The following is a 20,638-nucleotide window of genomic DNA, read 5'->3' as shown; positions in this document are numbered from 1 at the left end:
TAAAGTGGAGGGGGTTATTAAGTGAATAATAATATGGCGGAATATTTATTCCACGAAGGGACAAATTACCATAGTCATAAATTTTTAGGATCATTTTTAGAAGGAGACACTTGTACTTTTAGAGTGTGGGCTCCAAATGCGAAAAAAGTTTTTGTTACAGGTGAATTTTGTTCTTGGTATCCACATACTCATGAAATGAAACTGATAAGTGATGGAGGAATTTTTGAAATTACGATATCAGGTGTTAACCAATTTGATGCCTATAAATATGTCATAGTTACTAGAAGTGGTGTTGAATTATGGAAGGCTGATCCGTATGCCAAGCATGCAGAGACTAGACCTTTGACGGCTTCAAAAGTTTATTCTATGCCAGATTACAAATGGAATGATAGTAAATGGATGGAAAATAGAGAGGTACCTTATCATCGCCCGATGAATGTTTATGAAGTGCATTTAGGATCGTGGAAACGTCACGAAGATGGTAAAGAAATGAGTTATAGAGATTTAGCGCACACATTGGTAGATTATGCAAAAGAGATGAACTATACTCATATAGAATTGCTACCAGTAACGGAATATCCTTATGATAAATCATGGGGGTATCAAGCAACGGGTTACTTCTCGCCTACATCTAGATATGGGACACCAGAAGATTTCATGTATTTTGTTGATCGTTGTCATCAAAACAATATAGGAGTAATCTTAGATTGGGTTCCTGGGCATTTTACAAAGGATGCTCATGGATTATATGAATTTGATGGAACACCTTGTTATGAATATTCGGATACTAGAAAAATGGAACACGAAGGTTGGGGAACTAGAGTTTTTGATTACGGTAGAAACGAAATTAAGTCATTTCTAACTTCAAGCGCAGTTTCTTGGATAGAGGACTATCATATTGATGGAATTAGAGTAGATGCTGTTAGTTCAATGATATTCCTAAATTATTGTAGAGATGAAAACAAATCAGCTAGAAATATCTATGGAGGGTTTGAAAATTTAGAAGCAATTGATTTTATAAAGAAACTTAACTTGTATATAAAAGAAAATTATCCTGGTGTTAGTATGATTGCTGAAGAATCTACGAGTTATCCAAAAGTTACAGCAGCAGTTGAACACGGTGGTTTAGGCTTTGATTTTAAGTGGAATATGGGATGGATGAATGACAGTCTTGATTATTTAGAAACTGATCCTTTCTTTAGAAAAGGAGTACATAATAAATTTACTTTTTCAATGTGTTATGCATTCTCAGAAAACTTCATTCTACCGATTTCACATGATGAAGTAGTTCATGGGAAAAAATCACTTTTAGATAAAAGTCCTGTACCTTATGAAGATAAATTTGCTAACTTCAAAGCATTTTTAGGATATATGTACGCACACCCTGGGAAAAAATTAACTTTTATGGGAGTTGATATTGCGCAGTTTATTGAATGGGATGAAGAAAGAGAATTGGACTGGTTATTGATGGAGTATCCAAAACATTCCTTCGTAAATAGATATGTTAAAGAATTAAATAAATTCTACAAAGTTACACCGGCATTATGGGAAAATGATTGTGATTGGGACGGATTTAAGTGGCATGTAGTTGATGATTATATTAATAATGTATTCGCTTTTTCACGTAAAGATAGAACAGGAAAAGAAGTGCTAGTAATTAGTAATTTTTCAAATCAAGTTTTGAAAAACTATGAAATTGGTGTAGATACTTGGGGAAGTTACAAAATAGTATTAAACTCAGATGCTAAAAAATATGATGGAATAGCTATCCCAAATAGAAATTTAAAAACAATTAACAAAGAAAGAAACGAATTTAAATATACTTTAAGTGTAAATGTTCCACCTTATACAACAATGTATATAGAAAAGAAATAATAAGTTTAGGAGAAGGGGGTCAATTTAATGGCACGAAAAAAAGAAGTAGTAGCGATGCTACTAGCAGGAGGACAAGGGACAAGGCTTCAAGTTTTAACGAAAGATATGGCTAAACCGGCAGTACCTTTTGGGGGGAAATATAGAATTATCGATTTTCCGTTATCAAATTGCGCAAATTCAGGTATTTCAACAGTTGGGGTATTAACGCAGTTTATGCCACTTGAACTTAACTCTTATATGGGGAATGGTCAACCATGGGATTTAGATAGAATGGATGGCGGGTTATCTATCTTGCCACCATATACTGCGGGAAAAACAGGTGAATGGTATAAGGGTACTGCAAATGCTATATATCAAAATATAAAGTATATAGAGCAATATAATCCGGAATACGTACTTATTTTATCTGGAGATCACATTTACAAAATGAATTATAAGCAAATGTTGGATTTCCATAAAGAAAAAGGTGCTGATTTAACGATTGCGCACATCAATGTACCTATAGAAGAAGCAAATCGTTTTGGTATACTTAATACAAACTTAGACCTAAGAGTAACAGAATTTTTAGAAAAACCAGAACATCCGATTTCAACAAAAGCATCTATGGGAATTTATATCTTTAGTTGGCAACAACTTAGAGAATATTTGATTCGTGATGAAGAAAACCCAGACAGCGAAAAAGATTTTGGTAAGAATATCATTCCAATGATGTTGAATGAAGGTAAAAATATTTATGCTTATCCATTTTACGGTTATTGGAAAGATGTGGGAACAATCGAAAGTTTATGGGAAGCTAATATGGACCTAATTAAAAATAAAGAAAACTTTAATATTGATGATAGATTATGGAGAATCTATTATAGACATGAAGGGGCAATGCCACAATACCTAGGGTATAGTGCCAATATTAAAAATTCTATGATTTCAGATGGAACAGCGGTTTATGGCACGATTTCAGAATCTATTATTTCATCTGGAGTACGAATTGAAGAAGGCGCAGAAGTTGTAGGAAGTATAATAATGAAAGACGTTCTGATAGAAAAAGGTGCTAAAGTTTTCAACACAATTATCGCTGAAGGAGCAGTTATTAAAGAAAATGTAGAAGTTGGTAATAGAGAAATAGTTCTAGGAAAAGAACAAATAACTGTAATTGGAAGAGATGAAGTTGTGAATGAGAATAGGAAAGTAGAGGGAAAATAATATGGTAAATGCATTTTGTATATTATTCGCAGATAATTATCGTAATGATGATCTGCAAGGATTAGTAAGAAATAGAACATTAGCATCTTTAGCTATTGCCTCAAGATATAGAATGATTGACTTTATGCTATCATCACTAGTGAAAGCAGAGGTATCTAATATTGCAGTGGTAACAAACCATCACTACAAGTCATTAATGGATCACTTAAGCTGGGGGAAAGACTGGGATTTAAATAGAAAAAATAGTGGATTAAAATTCATCACTCCTATGTCTAATCATCAGGCAAATCGACTTGCTCAAAATAAAATAGAAGCATTGGGAGATGCTGCAAAATACGCGGATACTTTATTAGAAGATTACTGTATTTTAGCTGATGGAAATATTGTAGGAAATATTGACTTTAAGGATATGCTTAGGTATCACAAATCAACTAATGCAGATATTACTTTAGCTTATACTTATCGACAACCACAGCAACGTGAATCACAAATAATATTTGACGACAAAAACAGAGTCTATGACAGCTTATATCACTATGATGGGTATCATGAAGTATGCCCAACACAAGTAAAGATTTATATCATGTCTAAAGATATGTTTAAAGAAGTTGTAAAAAAAGGTATGACATTAGGATGGCAAGATCTATTATTAGACTTTATCGCTAAAAACTTCCACAGATTAAATGTGTATGGATATGAAGTTAAAAACTATATTAGAACAATTAACAGTGTTCAAGAATATTATAATTTTAATAGAGATTTGCTAAATCCTGATAAATTGAATGAATTATTTTTATCGGGGACTGATATTCTAACAAGGGTAGCGGATAGTGTGCCAACAATATATGGTGATGGAGCAATTGTTAAGAATTCTATTTTAGGAGATGGCTGTGAAATTAACGGAATCGTTGAAAATAGTATACTATTTAGGGACGTTGTAGTAGAAGAGGGAGCCGTTATAAAAAATTCAATAATAATGTCTAATAGTGTAATTAAAAAATCAGCATATCTAGATTATGTAATTATAGATAAGAGTGCAGTAGTTTCTGAAAGAGTTGAACTAAAAGGAACTGAGAACTGTCAAGTTATCGTAGAAAAAAATAAAGTAGTAGAATAAAAACTAATGGGTTAGAATAAAATGTGGAAAAAATTTGTAAAACTTTCGATTTTCAACTGAAAAAAGAGTATAATATACAGATAGACTACATCTAAAACTAACCCTTTTAGTATGAAAGTTAATAACGAATAAGGAGAAATATAATGAAGATATTATTCGTGGCAGCAGAAGCGGCACCATTTGTAAAAGTTGGAGGACTAGGAGATGTAATAGGATCATTGCCTAAGGCACTTCAAGATGAAAATGTAGAAGCAAGGGTAGTATTACCGCTGTATTCTACAATAGATAGAGGAAAATATGATCTGAAATATAAACAACATATTTTTATAAACTTAGGATGGAGAACTGTTTACTGTGGAATATTTGAAACTCAAGTGAATGGCGTAACGTATTATTTTATAGATAATGAGCAATACTTTAATAGAAGTAGTGTGTATGGACAAGATGATGATGGGGAAAGATTTGCATTCTTTTCTAAAGCAGCTTTGGAGATTTTACCTCATATAGATTATAAGCCTGATATAGTTAATGCTAATGATTGGCATGCAGCATTATCTGTAATTTATCTTGATGATTTAAAATCACGTGGTTTAGAATTCTATCAAAATATTAAAAGTGTGATTTCGATTCATAATATTGAATTTCAAGGTAAGTTTAATCCATATGATATGGGATATTTATTTGGTTTAGATAATAAGTATTTTGATGCATTAATTTATAAAGGTGATTTAAATCTATTAAAAGGTGCTATTCAATTGGCTGATAGAATTAATACTGTAAGTGAAACATACGCACATGAAATATTAGATCCGTACTTTTCATATGGACTAGATGATATTTTGAGAGTAGAACAAGGGAAACTGCATGGTATTATCAATGGTTTAGATATTGATAAATTTAATTCGAAAACTGATAAGCAAATTTTTAAGAATTTTGATGTAAAAACATTGAACAATAAAGTTCAGAATAAATTAAAATTCCAAGAAGAAATGGCATTAGAAGTAAATGAGAATATTCCTATGATAGGTATGGTTACAAGATTAACTCATCAAAAAGGTATAGACTTAGTACTTCATGTGGCTGATGAAATATTAAAAACAGGGGCGCAGCTAATAATTCTTGGTACAGGAGATAGACATTATGAAGAGGCTTTACGTTCTCTTGAATATCGTCGTCATGACAAGGTGCGAAGTTTAATAATGTTTTCACCGGAAGTTTCATCAAAAGTTTACAGCTCTTGTGATATGTTCTTAATGCCGTCAAAAACTGAACCGTGTGGATTGTCTCAGCTAATTTCAATGCGATATGCGACGATTCCGATTGTACATAGAGTAGGGGGATTAAAAGATACAGTAATCCCGTTTGATGGTAAGTTTGGGACTGGATTTACTTTTGAGAGTTTTGATGCATATGATATGTTAGATGCTATTTATAGAGCAACTTATTGTTACTACCAAGAACGTCATATTTGGAATAAAATTATGACTAACGCAATAAAACAAGATGTAAGTTGGAAAAAATCAGCATTACAATACATTGATATGTATAATGAAATTATGTAAACAACAGGAGTTAGGAGACACTAATGAGAAACAAAGAATTTGAACAAAAAGTTGAGAAGTACTTAAAAAGACAATTTGGTATAACTATTGCTTCAGCAAGTAAACGTCAAGTTTATGAAGCTCTTATGAGTACGGTAAGAGAAAAACTATCTGAGAAAAAATTTGCTTATGAACAAGAATTGAAAAAAACAAAACAAAAACGTGCTTACTATATGTCGATGGAGTTCCTTGTAGGTAGAACATTAAGAAATAACTTGTTTAATCTAGGTGTAGAAAAAGATGTAAATAAATATTTAGCAGACAATAATTTCGACTTAGATGAAATTTATGATATTGAGCCAGATCCAGGTTTAGGTAATGGTGGTTTAGGACGTCTTGCTTCATGTTATCTAGATGCTTTAACAAGTTGCGATTACCCAGTTACAGGATTTTCAATTTTATATGAATATGGTATCTTTAAACAAGTAATTAATAATGGGTGGCAACAAGAATTTCCAGATTACTGGTTAGATCTAGGTAAATATGGATTAGTTTATAGAAATGATGAGGAAGTAGAAGTAAGATTTTATGGCCGAGTAGAAGAAAAATTAACGGAAAATGGATTTGTAGTTGAACATAAAGATTATACTTCAATCCAAGCAGAACCTTATGATTTATTAATTTCTGGATATAAAACAAAAACTGTAAATACATTGCGTTTATGGGAAGCAAAAGCGAAAACTGGATTTAATATGAAATTGTTTGAACGTGGAGAATACTCTAAATCTTCTGAAGCAGAAGCAATTGCCTCTTCAATTTCTAAATTATTATATCCAGCAGATAGTACAAATGAAGGTAAAGAATTACGTATTAAACAACAATATTTCTTCATAAGTGCGTCATTACAACAATTAGTGAAAAATCACTATAATGAATTTGGTACATTAGAAAACTTAAGTGAACATGTTGCTTTACACATCAATGATACTCACCCTGCTATGGGAGTACCTGAGTTAATGAGATTATTACTTGATGAATATGGATACTCTTGGGATAAGGCTTGGGATATTACAACTAAAACATTTGCTTATACTAACCACACAATTATGGCAGAAGCATTAGAAAAATGGTCTGTAGATTTATTTAAACCATTATTACCGCGTATTTACTCAATTATTGAAGAGATTAACAAACGTTTCTGTCAATGGGTAATTGATCAAGGTAAAGATTATACTTTAGTAGAAACTGCAGTAATTTATGACAATCAAATTAGAATGGCAAACTTATCTATCGTAGGAAGCCATAATGTTAATGGTGTATCAAAACTACACAGTGATATTCTTGTAGATTCTACATTTAGAGCATTTAATGAATTATATCCAACTAAATTTGGTAATGTAACTAATGGTATTGCTCACCGCAGATGGTTAGGTCAAGCAAACCCTGAGTTAGCAGAATATCTTACAGAATTGATCGGAGATGACTTTGTAAAAGATTTATCTAAGATTAGTAAACTGAATGAATATAAAGATGACAAGAAAGTTGTGGCGAAACTTCAAGAAATTAAGAAGGTTAAGAAAGAACAGCTTGCTAAATACATTCAAAATACTACAGGTATAACTGTTAATCCTGATTCTATTTTTGATGTTCAAGTTAAGAGACTTCATGAGTATAAACGTCAATTACTTAATGCATTGCATATTGTATATTTATATAGAGAAATAAAATATAATGGATTACGCCCGACACCAAGAACGTTTATTTTTGCAGCGAAAGCATCATCAGGATATCAAATGGCGAAAAATATAATCAAATTTATCCACTCAATCTCGCAAATGATAGAATGTGATGAATTAGTTCGTGATTATATTAAAGTTGTATTCTTACCAGATTATAAAGTAACTCTAGCAGAAAAAATTCTTCCTGCAGCGGATATCAGTGAACAAATTTCACAAGCAGGTAAAGAAGCAAGTGGAACAGGTAATATGAAACTAATGCTTAATGGAGCACTAACTTTAGGGACTTTAGATGGTGCCAATGTTGAAATTTATGAAGCTGTAGGAGATGATAATATCTTTATCTTTGGATTAGAAACACCAGAAGTTGATGCTTTAAATGCACAAGGTTATAAACCATGGGAATACTATAATAATTCAACTAAGATTAAAGAAACTTTAGATTTTATTAGAACTATGACTGTTGGTGGTATGAACTTTAGCTTTATCGTAGATTACCTATTAACACAAGATAATTATATGTGTCTTGCTGATTTTGAAAGCTATGTTGCAGCACAAGAAAAAGTAGCCCAAACATATCAAGATAAAGAAAAATGGGGGCGTATGAGCTTAGTAAATACTGCTAATGCGGGTATCTTCTCAGCAGATAGATCAGTAGCGGAATATGCTAAAGATATCTGGAATATAAAAAAAGTAAAATAGTAGAGTAAAAAAAGAGTAACTTAGAGAATTTTTTCTCTCTAAGTTTCCTTTTTTTATTTCAATAAAATTAATAGATGATTTTAGACATAAAGTATATATAAACGCTTCATTCTCATAGCTAAAAAGTTATTAATATGGTAAAATTAATAAGGAAGACTGTGCCAATTCTAAAATTAATATTTATTTTGAAAATGCACACTTAGTAAATTATAAAGAGGTAATTATGGCGAAAGAAAGAGCGGATGTCCTTTGTGTGAGTCAAGGACTATTTGAATCACGAGAGAAAGCAAAACGAGCAATAATGGCTGGTATTGTTTATAATGATAATATAAGAATAGATAAAGCAGGAGAAAAAGTTGAGGCAACGGCTGAGCTTAGAATTAAAGGTAAACAGATGCCTTATGTAAGTCGTGGAGGACTAAAACTAGAAAAAGCAATAAATGAACTGAATTTTGATGTGAAGGATAAAGTTATGATTGACATAGGTTCTTCAACTGGAGGATTCACTGATTGTGCTTTACAAAACGGCGCAAAGTTTGTCTATGCTTTAGACGTTGGTACGAATCAACTCGTTTGGAAACTGCGTAATGATGAACGAGTTAAGGTTATGGAACAGACGAATTTTAGACATTCTGTAAAAGAGGATTTTGATGTATATGATATAGATATAGCATCTATCGATGTTTCATTTATTTCATTATCATTAATACTGCCAAATCTTGCTGGGATTATAAAAGATGGCGGAGAGGTTTGTGCGCTTGTAAAACCACAGTTTGAAGCGGGAAAAGATAAGGTAGGAAAAGGTGGAATTGTTCGAGATAAAAAAGTTCAATTGGAAGTTGTAGAAAAAGTGTTACTTTTAGCGAATAGTGTTGGTTTTAGTATGACGAACCTTTCATATTCACCGATAACAGGTGGAGAAGGAAATATTGAATTCCTAATGACTTTAAAATACAATGAAACTAAAGAAATAGAAAATAAAAACATAAACATTGAGCATATCGTCAATAATGCTCATAATCACTTTAAATAGAGGAGGACTCAATGTTAATTCAGTTAAATATTAAGCAATTTGGAATAATAGAAAAAGCTACCATAGAACTAAAAAATGGTTTAACTGTCTTAAGTGGAGAAACTGGAGCAGGAAAATCGATGATTCTAGCGGCAATTTCACAATTGTCAGGTCAAAGAACGTCAACATCGTATATTCGATATGGAGAAGAAAAGGCAAGTGTAGAAGGAGTATTTGATTTTCCAAAGAGTAAGGATGTTAAGATGATTTTTAATGAACTTGATTTAGATTGTGAAGATGATGTTATTGTAGTTCGTCGTGACATTTATAGTAGTGGAAAGAGTGTTTGTAGAATAAACGGAACTATAGTAAATCTATCAACTTTAAAAAAGGTAGCAGCTCATTTATTAGATATTCATGAACAACATGATAATCAGGTTCTATTAGTAGAAAAAAATCATCTTAATCTTGTAGATTCATTCAACAAAGAACAAATTCAGCCGCTATATTTAAAATACAAAGAAAAGTATAAAGAATACCAAGTAATTAGAGAAAAAATTGATAACTTAAAACAACAAGAAAGTGACGTTCTTCAAAAGGTAGACTTTTTAAAATTTCAATATAAAGAACTAAGTCAGATGAAGTTAAAAAAAGATGAAGATTTAGATCTTGAAAAAGATATTGATTACTTAGAGAATTTTGAAAAAGTAAATAACCTCGCTCATAGCATAACAGAAGGAATTGATGGAGAATACGGAGTACTTTCAAAATTAGCTGAGATTAGATCTAATTTAGGAGAACTAAGTAGGTACAATTCTAATTTCGAAGAAAAGTATGAAGAAATTACTAATTTATACTATATTCTGGACGATTTGAAATATGAAGTATCTAGTTATACTGATGTAATTGAATATGATGAAGAAAAACTTGATCGCTATATTTATCGTTTAGATAAAATAAAAACATTAGAGAAAAAATATTCAAAACCACTTAATGATCTTATAGCATTTACAGAGACTATTAAAGAAGAATTAGATGAGTTAGAGAACTATGAAGAAAATTTTGGGAATTATCTAGAAGAAAGTAAGAAAATAGAGAAAGAGTTAGTGGTTTTAGCCGAAAATTTGAGTTCGAAAAGAAAAGAAACAGCACTTAAATTAGAACAACTAATACAAGATGAGTTGAAATTCTTATATATGGAAAAAAGCACTATTAAAGTTGATTTCAAAGAAAAAGAATTTTCAACTACAGGAAAAGATGATGTTAAGATATTAATTAGTGCAAACCTAGGAGAACCTTTAAAATCATTATCTAAAGTTGCTTCAGGAGGGGAACTTTCAAGGGTAATGTTAGCTCTAAAAATTATTTTCTCAAGAAGTATAGAAGCTACTTCGATAATTTTTGATGAAATTGACACTGGAGTAAGTGGAAGAGTATCACAAAGAATGGCAGAAAAAATGTACCAACTTGGTGTAGGTTCACAAGTACTTTGTATTTCGCACTTACCACAAACTACTGCATTAGCAGATACAAACTTGTTGATAAGTAAAGAAATAAGTGATAAGAGAACGTTGACTGTGATTAGAGAGTTAACTGAAGAAGAGAAAATTGCAGAAGTGGCAAGAATGGTATCAGGTGACACTATGACAAAACTCTCTGAAGAACACTCTATAGAAATGTTAAAACTAGCAGAAAAAACTAAAGCAGATATAAGAGAAAAAATAAATAAATAGCTATAGTAAATACCAAAAGGGTATAGGAGGAACATGACTAAAGAAGGAAAAATATTAAAAGCACTTAGTGGATTTTATTATGTAAACTGTGATGGAGAAGAGATTACCTGTCGAGCACGAGGTAACTTTAGAAATGAGAATATTACACCTTTAGTAGGTGATGATGTAAAGATACAACTAAGTGATAATAACACGGGATATGTGATAGAGATACTAGAAAGAAAGAATGAGTTATTACGACCAAAAGTTGCCAATATAGATTACAGTATTATTGTAGTATCAGTAAAAGACCCAGAATTTTCTAGTAAGCTATTAAATAAAACGATTTGTTTAAATGAAAATAGTAATGTAGATATCATTATCATTTTTACTAAGTTAGATTTATTAAAAAATGATGAGTTAGAAAAAATGAAAAAAATAATGAACTACTATTATGAAATTGGTTATCAGGTATTCACTAATTCAGAGGAAGATATCGATAAACTTAAAGAGGTTATTTCTAATAAATATGTAGCAATATCAGGACAATCTGGAGCAGGTAAATCTACGTTCATTAATAAATTAGCAGAGCATTTAGACATCGAAACAGGAGAAATTTCGAAACATTTAGGGCGTGGACGACATACAACAAGGCATACGGAATTTTATCAAATAGATGATTTTTATATAGCAGATACACCGGGATTTTCATCTCTAGATATTACATTTATTGAAAAAGAAGATTTACAATACTTATTTAGGGAGTTCCATGATTATGATTGCAAATTCAAACCATGTAATCATATGGAAGAAATTCAATGTGGTGTTAAAGAAGCGGTAGAAAGTAAAGAAATACTTGCAAGTCGTTATGAAGATTATAAGGTATTATTTATAGAAAAACAAAATCAAAAAAGAAAATATATAAAGGAGAGATAAGATGAAGAAAATATTACCTTCGATTTTATCGGCAGATTTTGCTAACTTAGAAAGAGATATTAAAGAATTAGAGAGCATAGGAATAGATATGTTTCACATAGATGTGATGGATGGGAATTTTGTTCCTAATATTTCATTTGGATTTCCTATAATCCAATCAATACGTTCAAGAACAGATAAGATATTTGATTGTCATTTAATGATAGATAATCCAGAAAATTATGTTGAACAATTTTGTAAAGTAGGCTGTGATATGGTTTCGTTCCATATTGAAGCTACAAATCATGCAGACAGATTAGTTCAAATAATTAAAGATAATGGAAAAAAAGCTGGAATTGTATTGAATCCTCAAACACCAATTGAAAGTATAAAATATTTATTGCCAAAATTAGATTATGTTCTGATTATGACAGTTAACCCTGGATTTGGGGGTCAAAAATTCATTTCAGAAATGTTAGAGAAAATCGAAGAATTAGCAAAAATTCGTGAAGATAAAGGTTATAACTTCTTAATAGAAGTAGATGGCGGAATTAATATAGAAACTTCAAAAGCTTGTCGAGATAAAGGAGCGGACTTATTAGTATGCGGTTCATTTTTATTTGGAGCAAGTGACAAAGAAAAAACTTTAGGTGAGTTGTTAAAATAATGAATATAAAAAAGATAAACATAATGTTAGGAGGAGTGTTTCCAAAAGAGATACCATCGCCTAACTTATGGTGTGGAGTAGATAAAGGAGCGCTGTACTTACTTAATAATGGAGTTAATCCAATATTAAGTTGCGGAGATTTTGATTCGATAACTTTGGAAGAAAGGAAAGAAGTTGAAGAAAAATCTAAGTACTTTAAAGTGAAAAATAGTGAAGATTTAACAGATGCAGAATTTGCACTAGAAAATTTATTAGAATTATTTAATGAAGTTGAAGTCATAGATATATATGGAGCAACGGGACGAAGATTAGATCACTTTTTTGGGAATGTTTTATTATTAAATAATTTAAAGTATAATACTAAAATTAGAATTATCGATGATAATAATATAATCACAACAGCTAAAAAAGGATTAAATACTTTTGAAAGAATAGAAGGATATAAATATTTCTCAATAGTTCCTATATATGAAAATACGGTGATGACGATAAAAAATTCAAAATATGAAGTAGAAAATTTAGTTCTTACTTTAAATCGTCCGAATGCAACAAGTAATGAATTTTCAAGTGAGAAAGCAATTGAATTGCAAGTGAGTGCAAATGTACTAGTTATATATTCTAAAGATTAGAAGGTGAATGTATGGTAGAAATATTACAATTTATGCTTATAGCTGTTTTTGCGGGATTTTTAGGTTCATTAGTAGGCCTAGGTGGTGGAATCATTATCACTCCCGCATTAACAATTTTATTTGGATTTGATATTAAATATGCTATTGGAGCAAGCATTGTTGCTGTTATAGCTACAAGTAGTGGTTCTGCGATAGCATTCGTAAAAGATCATGTAAGCAATATGAGAGTCGGAATGCTTTTGGAAGTATTTACTACTGCAGGAGGAGTAGTTGGTGCTCTTATGGCAGGTGTATTTTCATCTAAATTATTATATATATTCTTCTCATTGATACTCTTGAATTCTTTTTATGGAATGCTTAAAAAAGCAGGTATAATTACTAAAAAAAGAGTAGAAGAAAAAGTAGAAAATGATAAATATGCTGAAAAATATAAACTTAATTCATCATATTATGACAAAGCAACAGGCAAAACTATCGAATATAATGTTGCAAATGTTCCACAAGGTTCGTTAGTAATGTTTGGGGCAGGATTTGCCAGTGGACTATTAGGAATTGGAAGTGGAGCTTTTAAAGTAATAGCATTAGACAGTTATATGAAATTACCGATTAAAGTAAGCACAGCAACAAGTAATTTCATGATGGGAGTTACAGCGACAGCTAGTGCATTAATATATTTCTTTAATGGAACTATTAATCCGGCTATTGCAGCTCCAATAGCATTAGGAACATTAATAGGTTCTAGAACAGGTGCGAAAGTAATGCAAAGATTAGATGCTAAATACATACGCTTAATTTTTCTTCCAATTCTGTTATTTACAATTGTTAATATGTTCCTTAAAGGACTGGGGGTGCTTTAATATGAATGAAAAAAGAGATATAAATGTAGTTATTTCTAACATATTAAAAGCCGGAGTATTCGTCAGCTCATTTTTTATTGTAACAGGAATTGTACTTGGATTTGTTACAGGAGTTAATGAAAGCATAGCAATTGAAAGATATACTTTTTCAGAAATGATTAACGGGTTATTAAGTTTGAACTACTATTCGTACTTAATGAGCGGTATATTTCTATTGATTTTAACCCCAGTTTTGAGAATATTTGGATTGCTATATGTTTATACATTAGAAAAAGATTATAGATTTATTAGAATTTGTATATTAGTGCTAATTATTCTTACTATTAGTCTATTTTTGGGAGTAACCCACGGCTAAAATATAAAAAAATAAATTTTATAAAGGTATAATAAACATATAGTATAGATTTTATTTTATAAATGTGTACAAAATGTGAACGAAAAATGGTAAAATGTAGGAAATCACCTATTTTTTAGCATTTTTCTTTTGCTATAATAAAAACTATGTTATACAATAATAATGTAATATTTACAATTAAATATAATTTAACACATATAAGGAGGTATATCTATGTTGGATCCACTATTACTTGCAAGGATACAATTCGCAGCAACAACAGTGTTCCACTTCTTCTTTGTACCTATTACTATAGGTATGGTGTTCTTAATCGCAATTTTTGAAAGTATTTATGTTAAAACTGGTGATGAACATTATAAAAGAATTACGAAGTTCTTTGGGCACTTATTCCTAATTAACTTTGCTGTTGGGGTTGTTACAGGTATTCTTCAAGAGTTCCAATTTGGTATGAACTGGTCTGAATATTCTTCATTTGTAGGGGATGTTTTCGGACCATCACTTGCGATAGAAGCCTTGCTTGCATTCTATCTTGAGTCTACATTTATCGGCATTTGGATTTTCTCTTGGGAGAAAATTAATAAAAAATTACACGCAATGTGTATTTGGTTAGTAGGTATCGGAACAATTATGTCAGCATTCTGGATTTTATCAGCTAACTCATTCATGCAACACCCAGTTGGTGTTAAATATGTTGAGAACAGCGTAATTGGTAAAAAAGCAGAAATGATTGACTTCTTTGCAATCGTTAAAAACCCATACTTATGGAATCAATTCCCTCACGTAGTAACAATGGCAATTACTGTAGGGGCATTTACAATTGCGGGTATTGCATCTTGGAAAATACTTCGTAAACAAGAAGTTGAGATCTTTAGAAAAGCTTTTAGAGTTTCAATTATTGCTGCTTTAATCGGTTCTACTGGATTATTTGTAACAGGACACTCTCAAATGCAATATTTAGTAAGAGAATATCCTATGAAAGTTGCTGCTGCTGAAGCTCTATATGAAGATACAGGAAATTCAGCACCATTCTCAGTTCTAGCATCAATCGATCAGAAACAACAAAAAGCAGAACATTATCTTGAAGTTCCTGGTATGTTAAGTTTCTTAGCATATGATAAATTTGAAGGAAGCCTTAAAGGTATGAAATCTCTTCAAAAAGAAATGGACGAAAAATATTATCCAGTAGTTGGAAAACACATCGATTACACACCGCATGTACCAACAATCTATTACTCATTCAGAGTTATGTCTGGTGCTGTAGGTATCTTAATATTAATGTCATTACTTGGAACAATTTACTCATTCAAGAGAACTGAAACTAAGAAACGCTGGTTCTTACAGCTTATGCCATGGACACTATTAGTGGCTGAAGTTGCTACTGCTTGTGGTTGGATAATGGCAGAGATGGGACGTCAACCGTTCTTAATCTTTGGAGTAATGGCTACTGAATCAGGAGTTTCACCAAACTCTGGAGCATCAGTATTATTCTCATTATTAGTATTCTGTGTATTATATACAATCTTAGGGATTGCACAATTTATCGCATTTAGATACACAATGAATAAAAAAGAAACAACTGTGAAGGAGGTAGCATAGTATGGATTGGTCAGTAGCATTACCAAATATTTGGTTCTTACTTATTACAATACTATTTACAGGATTCTTCGTATTAGAAGGATATGACTTCGGAGTTGGTGTACTAGCTCAAGTACTAGGTAAGACTGATGAAGATAAACGTGTTTACTTTAATACAATCGGTCCTTTCTGGGATGCAAACGAAGTTTGGCTATTAACAGGTGGTGGAGCGATGTTCGCAGCTTTTCCTATCTGGTACGGTAAATTATTTAGTGGTTACTATATTGCATTCGTATTAATGTTAGTAGCGTTAATCTTACGAGGCGTATCATTTGAATTTAGAGGTAAATTAGGTGATAATAGAACTTGGATTAAATCATTCGATATAGCAATGTTTGTTGGTAGCTTACTTCCTCCAGTATTGTGGGGAGTTGCAGTAGCCAACTTTATGACAGGAGCAAACCTTGATTCTAAGAAAAACTTAGTTGATGGTTTCTTAGGATTATTATCTCCATTCACTATCCTTGGAGGAGTAATGATGTTACTTCTTATGCTAGTTCACGGAGCACAATTCTTAGCTCTAAAAACTACAGGAGAACTAAGAAATGCAGCTCGTGCAACATCTGCATTATTATTCCCATTCGCTGCGGTAGTAACATTAGTATTTGCAATATGGGCATTATTTAAAACAGATATCTTTACAACAAACTATTATGTTGGTTTAGTACTAGCAGTAATTGCGGTAGTATTCTTCGTATTATCATTTGTTTTAAACTTTAAAGGGCGTGACTTAGGTGCATTCTTAAGTACATCAGGAACTTTAGCGTTCCTAACTCTAAGTGTCTTCGCAGGTATGTTCCCACGTGCTATAATAAACAGTAATGATGTTAGTCAATCACTATTTATTTATGATGCTGCGAGTGGAGTATACACTCTAAGACTTATGACAATAGTTGCATTATTCCTATTGCCATTCGTTTTAGGATACCAAGTTTGGTCATATTCTATTTTTAGAAAACGACTAACTAAAGAAGATAAATTGGAGTATTAGTCAATGAAAAAAAAGGAAGCAAAATTAAAACTTCCTGTTAAAAAAAGTCTTACATTGACACTATTAATATTATCAATATTCGAAGCAGCTTGTATAATTATACAGGCTGCTTTTTTAGCAAAAGCTATAGTGGGGCTTTTTGATAAAAATTTTGATAATGTTGTAAGAGATAGTGTTCTTTTTTTAATAGGTTTTATTTTTAGGATAGTGTTCTTACATTTACAACAGTATTTTACTGAAAATCATGCAATTAAGTTCGAAAGAGAGCTTAGAAGAAAATTACTTCAGAGTTACTTTGATTTAGGTCCTAATTTCACCTCAAGAGAAGGATCAGGGAAACTAGTAACATTAGCGATTGATGGAATAGGTAAAGTTAAACAGTATTTTGAACTAAATGTATCAAAACAAATACGTGGAGCTATAATACCAACCTTAGTAGTTATATTTATATTTTATACAGATTACGTTTCTGCGTTAATGATAATATCTGTAATACCAGTTATCGTAATTTTTATGATTCTACTAGGAATTAATGCTAGAGATATGGCGAATAGACAGTATAAAAAATATAGAGCATTATCTAATAACTTTATCGATACAATTCGAGGAGTAGAGACGCTTAAATTTTTAGGAGTAAGTAAAAATTACTTACCTATAATGGAAAAGAAAAATAGAGAATATCGTCAGAGTACGATGAAAACACTTAGTGTTGCTTTTTTAAATAGCTTTGCTTTAGATTTTTTAACAACAATAGCAATAGCACTATTAGCAGTAAGATTAGGGATACTTTTATTAGATGGAAGTACTGTTTTATTACCATCACTAACAGTATTATTAATAGCACCTGAATTTTTCCTTCCTATGAAACAAGCTGCAACAGATTATCACGCAACGCTTGATGGACAAATGGCATATGAAGATATTAACAGAATGATAATCGACAATGAAAATAATAAATCAGAGAAATCTTCTATTGAAAGTGTGGAAAATATTAAACTACAAAATGTAAGTTTAATAAAAGATGAGAAGAAAATTCTCGATAATATAACTTTATCAATAAACAAAGGTGAAAAGATTTGCCTTGTAGGCCAAAGTGGAAGTGGGAAAACTTCATTAATCTCAGTATTATCTGGGTTTAATGAACAGAGTGAAGGTGAGATATTAATAAATAATGAAGTTACAAATTTAAAAAATGTACATTGGTCAAACAATATTTCTTATATCTCGCAATTCCCTTATATTTTCCCAGATACAATTCGTAATAATATATTATTCTATACTAATAAAAATATAAGCGAAGATCAGTTAAGAGAAATTAGCGAGTTAGTAGGTTTAGATAAATTTATTTCTACATTGCCACAAGGATACGATACTAATATTGGCGAAGGTGGTCAAGAGTTAAGTGGAGGTCAAGCGCAACGTATTGCTATTGCCAGAGCTTTAATTAGTAACAGAGAAGTAATTATTTTAGATGAACCTACAAGTCATCTGGATATAGAAACAGAGTTTGAAATAAAAGAAAAACTATTAGAATTATTTAAAGGTAGAACCGTAATTATAGCTACACACAGACTACACTGGTTGAATAATGTAGATTATGTGTTAAATTTAGAACAAGGAAAGGTTAGTGATTTTGAAAAAGTAGTTGAATTTAAAAGTTCACCACGATTTGAAGAATTGAAAGCTAATCTAGTAGGAGGTAGCTATAGTGAAAAATAATTCAATTATAAGAAAAGAAATTAAAAAGAATAAAGGCGTAATGAGTGGAGTAGTCTTTTTAGGGTTAATGTCTGTTATTAGTGGAGCGGCATTAATGTACGTATCAGGTTACTTAATCAGTAAAGCATCATTACAAATAGGAAATATCCTAATGCTACAAGTACCTACAGTACTGACAAGAACATTTTCACTGTCACAATCTACATTTGCTTATATTCAAAGATTAGTGAGTCATAACTTAGTTTTAGGTATAATCGAAAAAATGCGTAGTAGGGTATATAAAATATTAGAACCTAAAGCATTAAAATTGAAGAAAGAATATAAATCTGGTGATTTACTAGGTATTATTTCTGAAGATATTGAAAATATGCAAAATATCTATCTAAAAACAATATTCCCAAGTATTATTTCATTAGTATTATATGTACTTTTCATTACGGTAATGTTTGGCTATGATGCGAATTATGCAATCTTAGCATCTCTATTTGGAATTTTTATAATCTTTGTAGTTCCATTTGCTTCACTTACTATTACTAGAAAGAACTTTCAAATTATGAAAGAAGCTAAGTACAATTTATACCGTGATTTTACAAGTGCAATTTTTGGACTAAGTGACTGGATTTCTTCTAATAAAGTAAATGAATTTATGGATGATTACCAAGCTAAAGAAGAAAAACTTTTACGTCGTGAAAGAAAGATTAAAACATTCGTTCACTTAAGAGAAAACTTTGTAAACCTACTTGCGGGTGCCGTAGCATTCTTAATGATTTATAGTTGTTGGAATATGACTGTAAACAATGTAGTTGAAAATGTCTATATCGCATCATTTTGTATGATGGTATTATCGGTTCTTAGTGTAGCTGTGATGACAAGTGAGGCTGTAGCTCATATACCAGGGTATGAGGTTTCTATAAATAGAGTAAAAGAATTTTATGCTCAAGAAGATGACGAAAAAGTTGAAGTTGTTGATTCAATAAATTCTGAAGGAAATATTATTGATATTAAAAACTTATCTTTTGAATATGAGAAAGGTAAAACTATTTTAAATAACTTATCACTTTCTATTAAAAAAGGTGAGAAAGTAGCAATATTAGGAAGAAGTGGTGTAGGAAAATCTACATTGGTGAAATTATTAACAGGTACTTATACAGATTATCAAGGTGAGATAGTTGTTCTTGATAAAAAACCAATAGAAACAATGTTAGGTACAGAAATTTCGCTTTTAAACCAAAAACCTTACCTATTTGATATGACGATTAGAGAAAATCTTAAACTTTCTCTGCTAGATACAAAATTAGAGGAAGTTGAAATTGAAGATAAAATTAATGATAGTTTAGAAAAAGCACAATTAACCAAATTACTTCAAAGTTTACCAGAGGGAATAGATACGAATGTCTTCGAAACTGGTAGTAGATTTTCAGGTGGAGAGCGTCAACGTATAGCATTCGCTAGAAGTATTATTCAAAATAATGAATTGTTACTACTAGATGAACCGACAGTAGGATTAGATCCGAAGACAGAACATGAACTGTTAACTACAATTTTTGAATCTAGTAAAGATAAAACAATTGTATGGATTACCCATCATTTAAACTCTATCGAATATATGGATAGAATAATATTCATTAAAGATGGAGAAATAGAGATGGATGGGACTCATAGTGAACTTTACGCAACAAATGATAAGTATAAGAAACTGTATGATATGGACAATATAGCGTAATAGTATTTGCAAAACTTTACAAATATAGAGCAGTTACAGGAACAAGAAAAACGACTAACACAGGTAAAGAGAAACGAGTTAGACCTATAAATTTTGATTGGAAAATGCTATAATACAACTTGTATAAAAGTATAAAGTATTTGGAGGTTTAGAATATGGAAGTAATTGCACTATTGAGAGGAGTAACACCGACAGGGAAAAATAGAATACCTAAAATGTCATTTTTGGTAGAGATACTTGAAAAAGTAGGAC

The 20,638-nt window shown here is 31.0% G+C and carries 16 protein-coding genes; all 16 read left to right on the top strand.

All coding sequences use genetic code 11. The annotated features are described in order from the left end of the window. Positions 1 to 21 precede the first annotated feature (21 nt). Positions 22 to 1,875, top strand: a complete 1,854-nt coding sequence (glgB, locus tag RWS90_RS04080) for a 1,4-alpha-glucan branching protein GlgB (RefSeq protein WP_314548872.1) — start codon at positions 22 to 24, stop codon at positions 1,873 to 1,875. A gap of 27 nt (positions 1,876 to 1,902) precedes the next feature. Further along, on the top strand, positions 1,903 to 3,075 hold the full coding sequence (locus tag RWS90_RS04075; RefSeq protein ID WP_314548871.1) for a glucose-1-phosphate adenylyltransferase: 1,173 nt from the start codon (positions 1,903 to 1,905) through the stop codon (positions 3,073 to 3,075). A 1-nt stretch (position 3,076) separates the two neighbouring features. Further along, complete coding sequence (gene glgD / locus RWS90_RS04070; protein WP_314548869.1) at positions 3,077 to 4,192, top strand: glucose-1-phosphate adenylyltransferase subunit GlgD; 1,116 nt, start codon at positions 3,077 to 3,079, stop codon at positions 4,190 to 4,192. A 143-nt stretch (positions 4,193 to 4,335) separates the two neighbouring features. After that, positions 4,336 to 5,754, top strand: coding sequence for a glycogen synthase (locus RWS90_RS04065; RefSeq protein WP_314548868.1), 1,419 nt, complete (start codon positions 4,336 to 4,338; stop codon positions 5,752 to 5,754). Positions 5,755 to 5,777: 23 nt separating this feature from the next. Further along, positions 5,778 to 8,171 carry a glycogen/starch/alpha-glucan phosphorylase gene (locus RWS90_RS04060; RefSeq protein ID WP_314548866.1) on the top strand — a complete coding sequence of 798 codons (2,394 nt, stop codon included), beginning with the start codon at positions 5,778 to 5,780 and terminating at the stop codon, positions 8,169 to 8,171. A gap of 223 nt (positions 8,172 to 8,394) precedes the next feature. Next, on the top strand, positions 8,395 to 9,204 hold the full coding sequence (locus tag RWS90_RS04055; RefSeq protein ID WP_314548864.1) for a TlyA family RNA methyltransferase: 810 nt from the start codon (positions 8,395 to 8,397) through the stop codon (positions 9,202 to 9,204). A gap of 11 nt (positions 9,205 to 9,215) precedes the next feature. Continuing rightward, the gene (recN, locus tag RWS90_RS04050) at positions 9,216 to 10,916 is read left to right on the top strand and encodes a DNA repair protein RecN (RefSeq protein ID WP_314548862.1); all 1,701 of its coding nucleotides are present in this window, start codon (positions 9,216 to 9,218) and stop codon (positions 10,914 to 10,916) included. A 33-nt stretch (positions 10,917 to 10,949) separates the two neighbouring features. Continuing rightward, complete coding sequence (rsgA, locus tag RWS90_RS04045; RefSeq protein ID WP_314548859.1) at positions 10,950 to 11,831, top strand: ribosome small subunit-dependent GTPase A; 882 nt, start codon at positions 10,950 to 10,952, stop codon at positions 11,829 to 11,831. Position 11,832: 1 nt separating this feature from the next. After that, positions 11,833 to 12,477: a ribulose-phosphate 3-epimerase gene (gene rpe, locus RWS90_RS04040; protein ID WP_314548857.1), complete on the top strand. Its 645-nt coding sequence runs from the start codon at positions 11,833 to 11,835 to the stop codon at positions 12,475 to 12,477. Beyond that, positions 12,477 to 13,106 carry a thiamine diphosphokinase gene (locus RWS90_RS04035; RefSeq protein ID WP_314548855.1) on the top strand — a complete coding sequence of 210 codons (630 nt, stop codon included), beginning with the start codon at positions 12,477 to 12,479 and terminating at the stop codon, positions 13,104 to 13,106. Before rpe ends, RWS90_RS04035 begins: the two co-directional genes overlap by 1 nt. An 11-nt stretch (positions 13,107 to 13,117) precedes the next feature. After that, a complete protein-coding gene (locus tag RWS90_RS04030) occupies positions 13,118 to 13,963 on the top strand; it encodes a sulfite exporter TauE/SafE family protein (protein ID WP_314548853.1) in 846 nt (281 codons plus the stop codon). Between the two features lies 1 nt (position 13,964). Further along, positions 13,965 to 14,318, top strand: a complete 354-nt coding sequence (locus RWS90_RS04025) for a DUF1634 domain-containing protein (protein WP_314548850.1) — start codon at positions 13,965 to 13,967, stop codon at positions 14,316 to 14,318. A 213-nt stretch (positions 14,319 to 14,531) separates the two neighbouring features. Then, a complete protein-coding gene (locus RWS90_RS04020; protein ID WP_314548849.1) occupies positions 14,532 to 15,914 on the top strand; it encodes a cytochrome ubiquinol oxidase subunit I in 1,383 nt (460 codons plus the stop codon). A gap of 1 nt (position 15,915) precedes the next feature. Beyond that, entirely contained in the window at positions 15,916 to 16,944 is a 1,029-nt protein-coding gene (gene cydB / locus RWS90_RS04015) for a cytochrome d ubiquinol oxidase subunit II (protein ID WP_314084586.1), read from the top strand. 3 nt (positions 16,945 to 16,947) lie between these two features. Beyond that, complete coding sequence (cydD, locus tag RWS90_RS04010; protein ID WP_314548847.1) at positions 16,948 to 18,663, top strand: thiol reductant ABC exporter subunit CydD; 1,716 nt, start codon at positions 16,948 to 16,950, stop codon at positions 18,661 to 18,663. Then, positions 18,653 to 20,386 carry a thiol reductant ABC exporter subunit CydC gene (cydC, locus tag RWS90_RS04005; RefSeq protein WP_314548845.1) on the top strand — a complete coding sequence of 578 codons (1,734 nt, stop codon included), beginning with the start codon at positions 18,653 to 18,655 and terminating at the stop codon, positions 20,384 to 20,386. Before cydD ends, cydC begins: the two co-directional genes overlap by 11 nt. Positions 20,387 to 20,638 lie beyond the last annotated feature (252 nt).

This window comes from uncultured Gemella sp., from assembly GCF_963529685.1.
Taxonomy (GTDB): domain Bacteria; phylum Bacillota; class Bacilli; order Staphylococcales; family Gemellaceae; genus Gemella.
The sequence above is the reverse complement of the archived record's forward strand: the minus strand, read 5'-3'. Positions and strand labels throughout refer to the sequence as shown.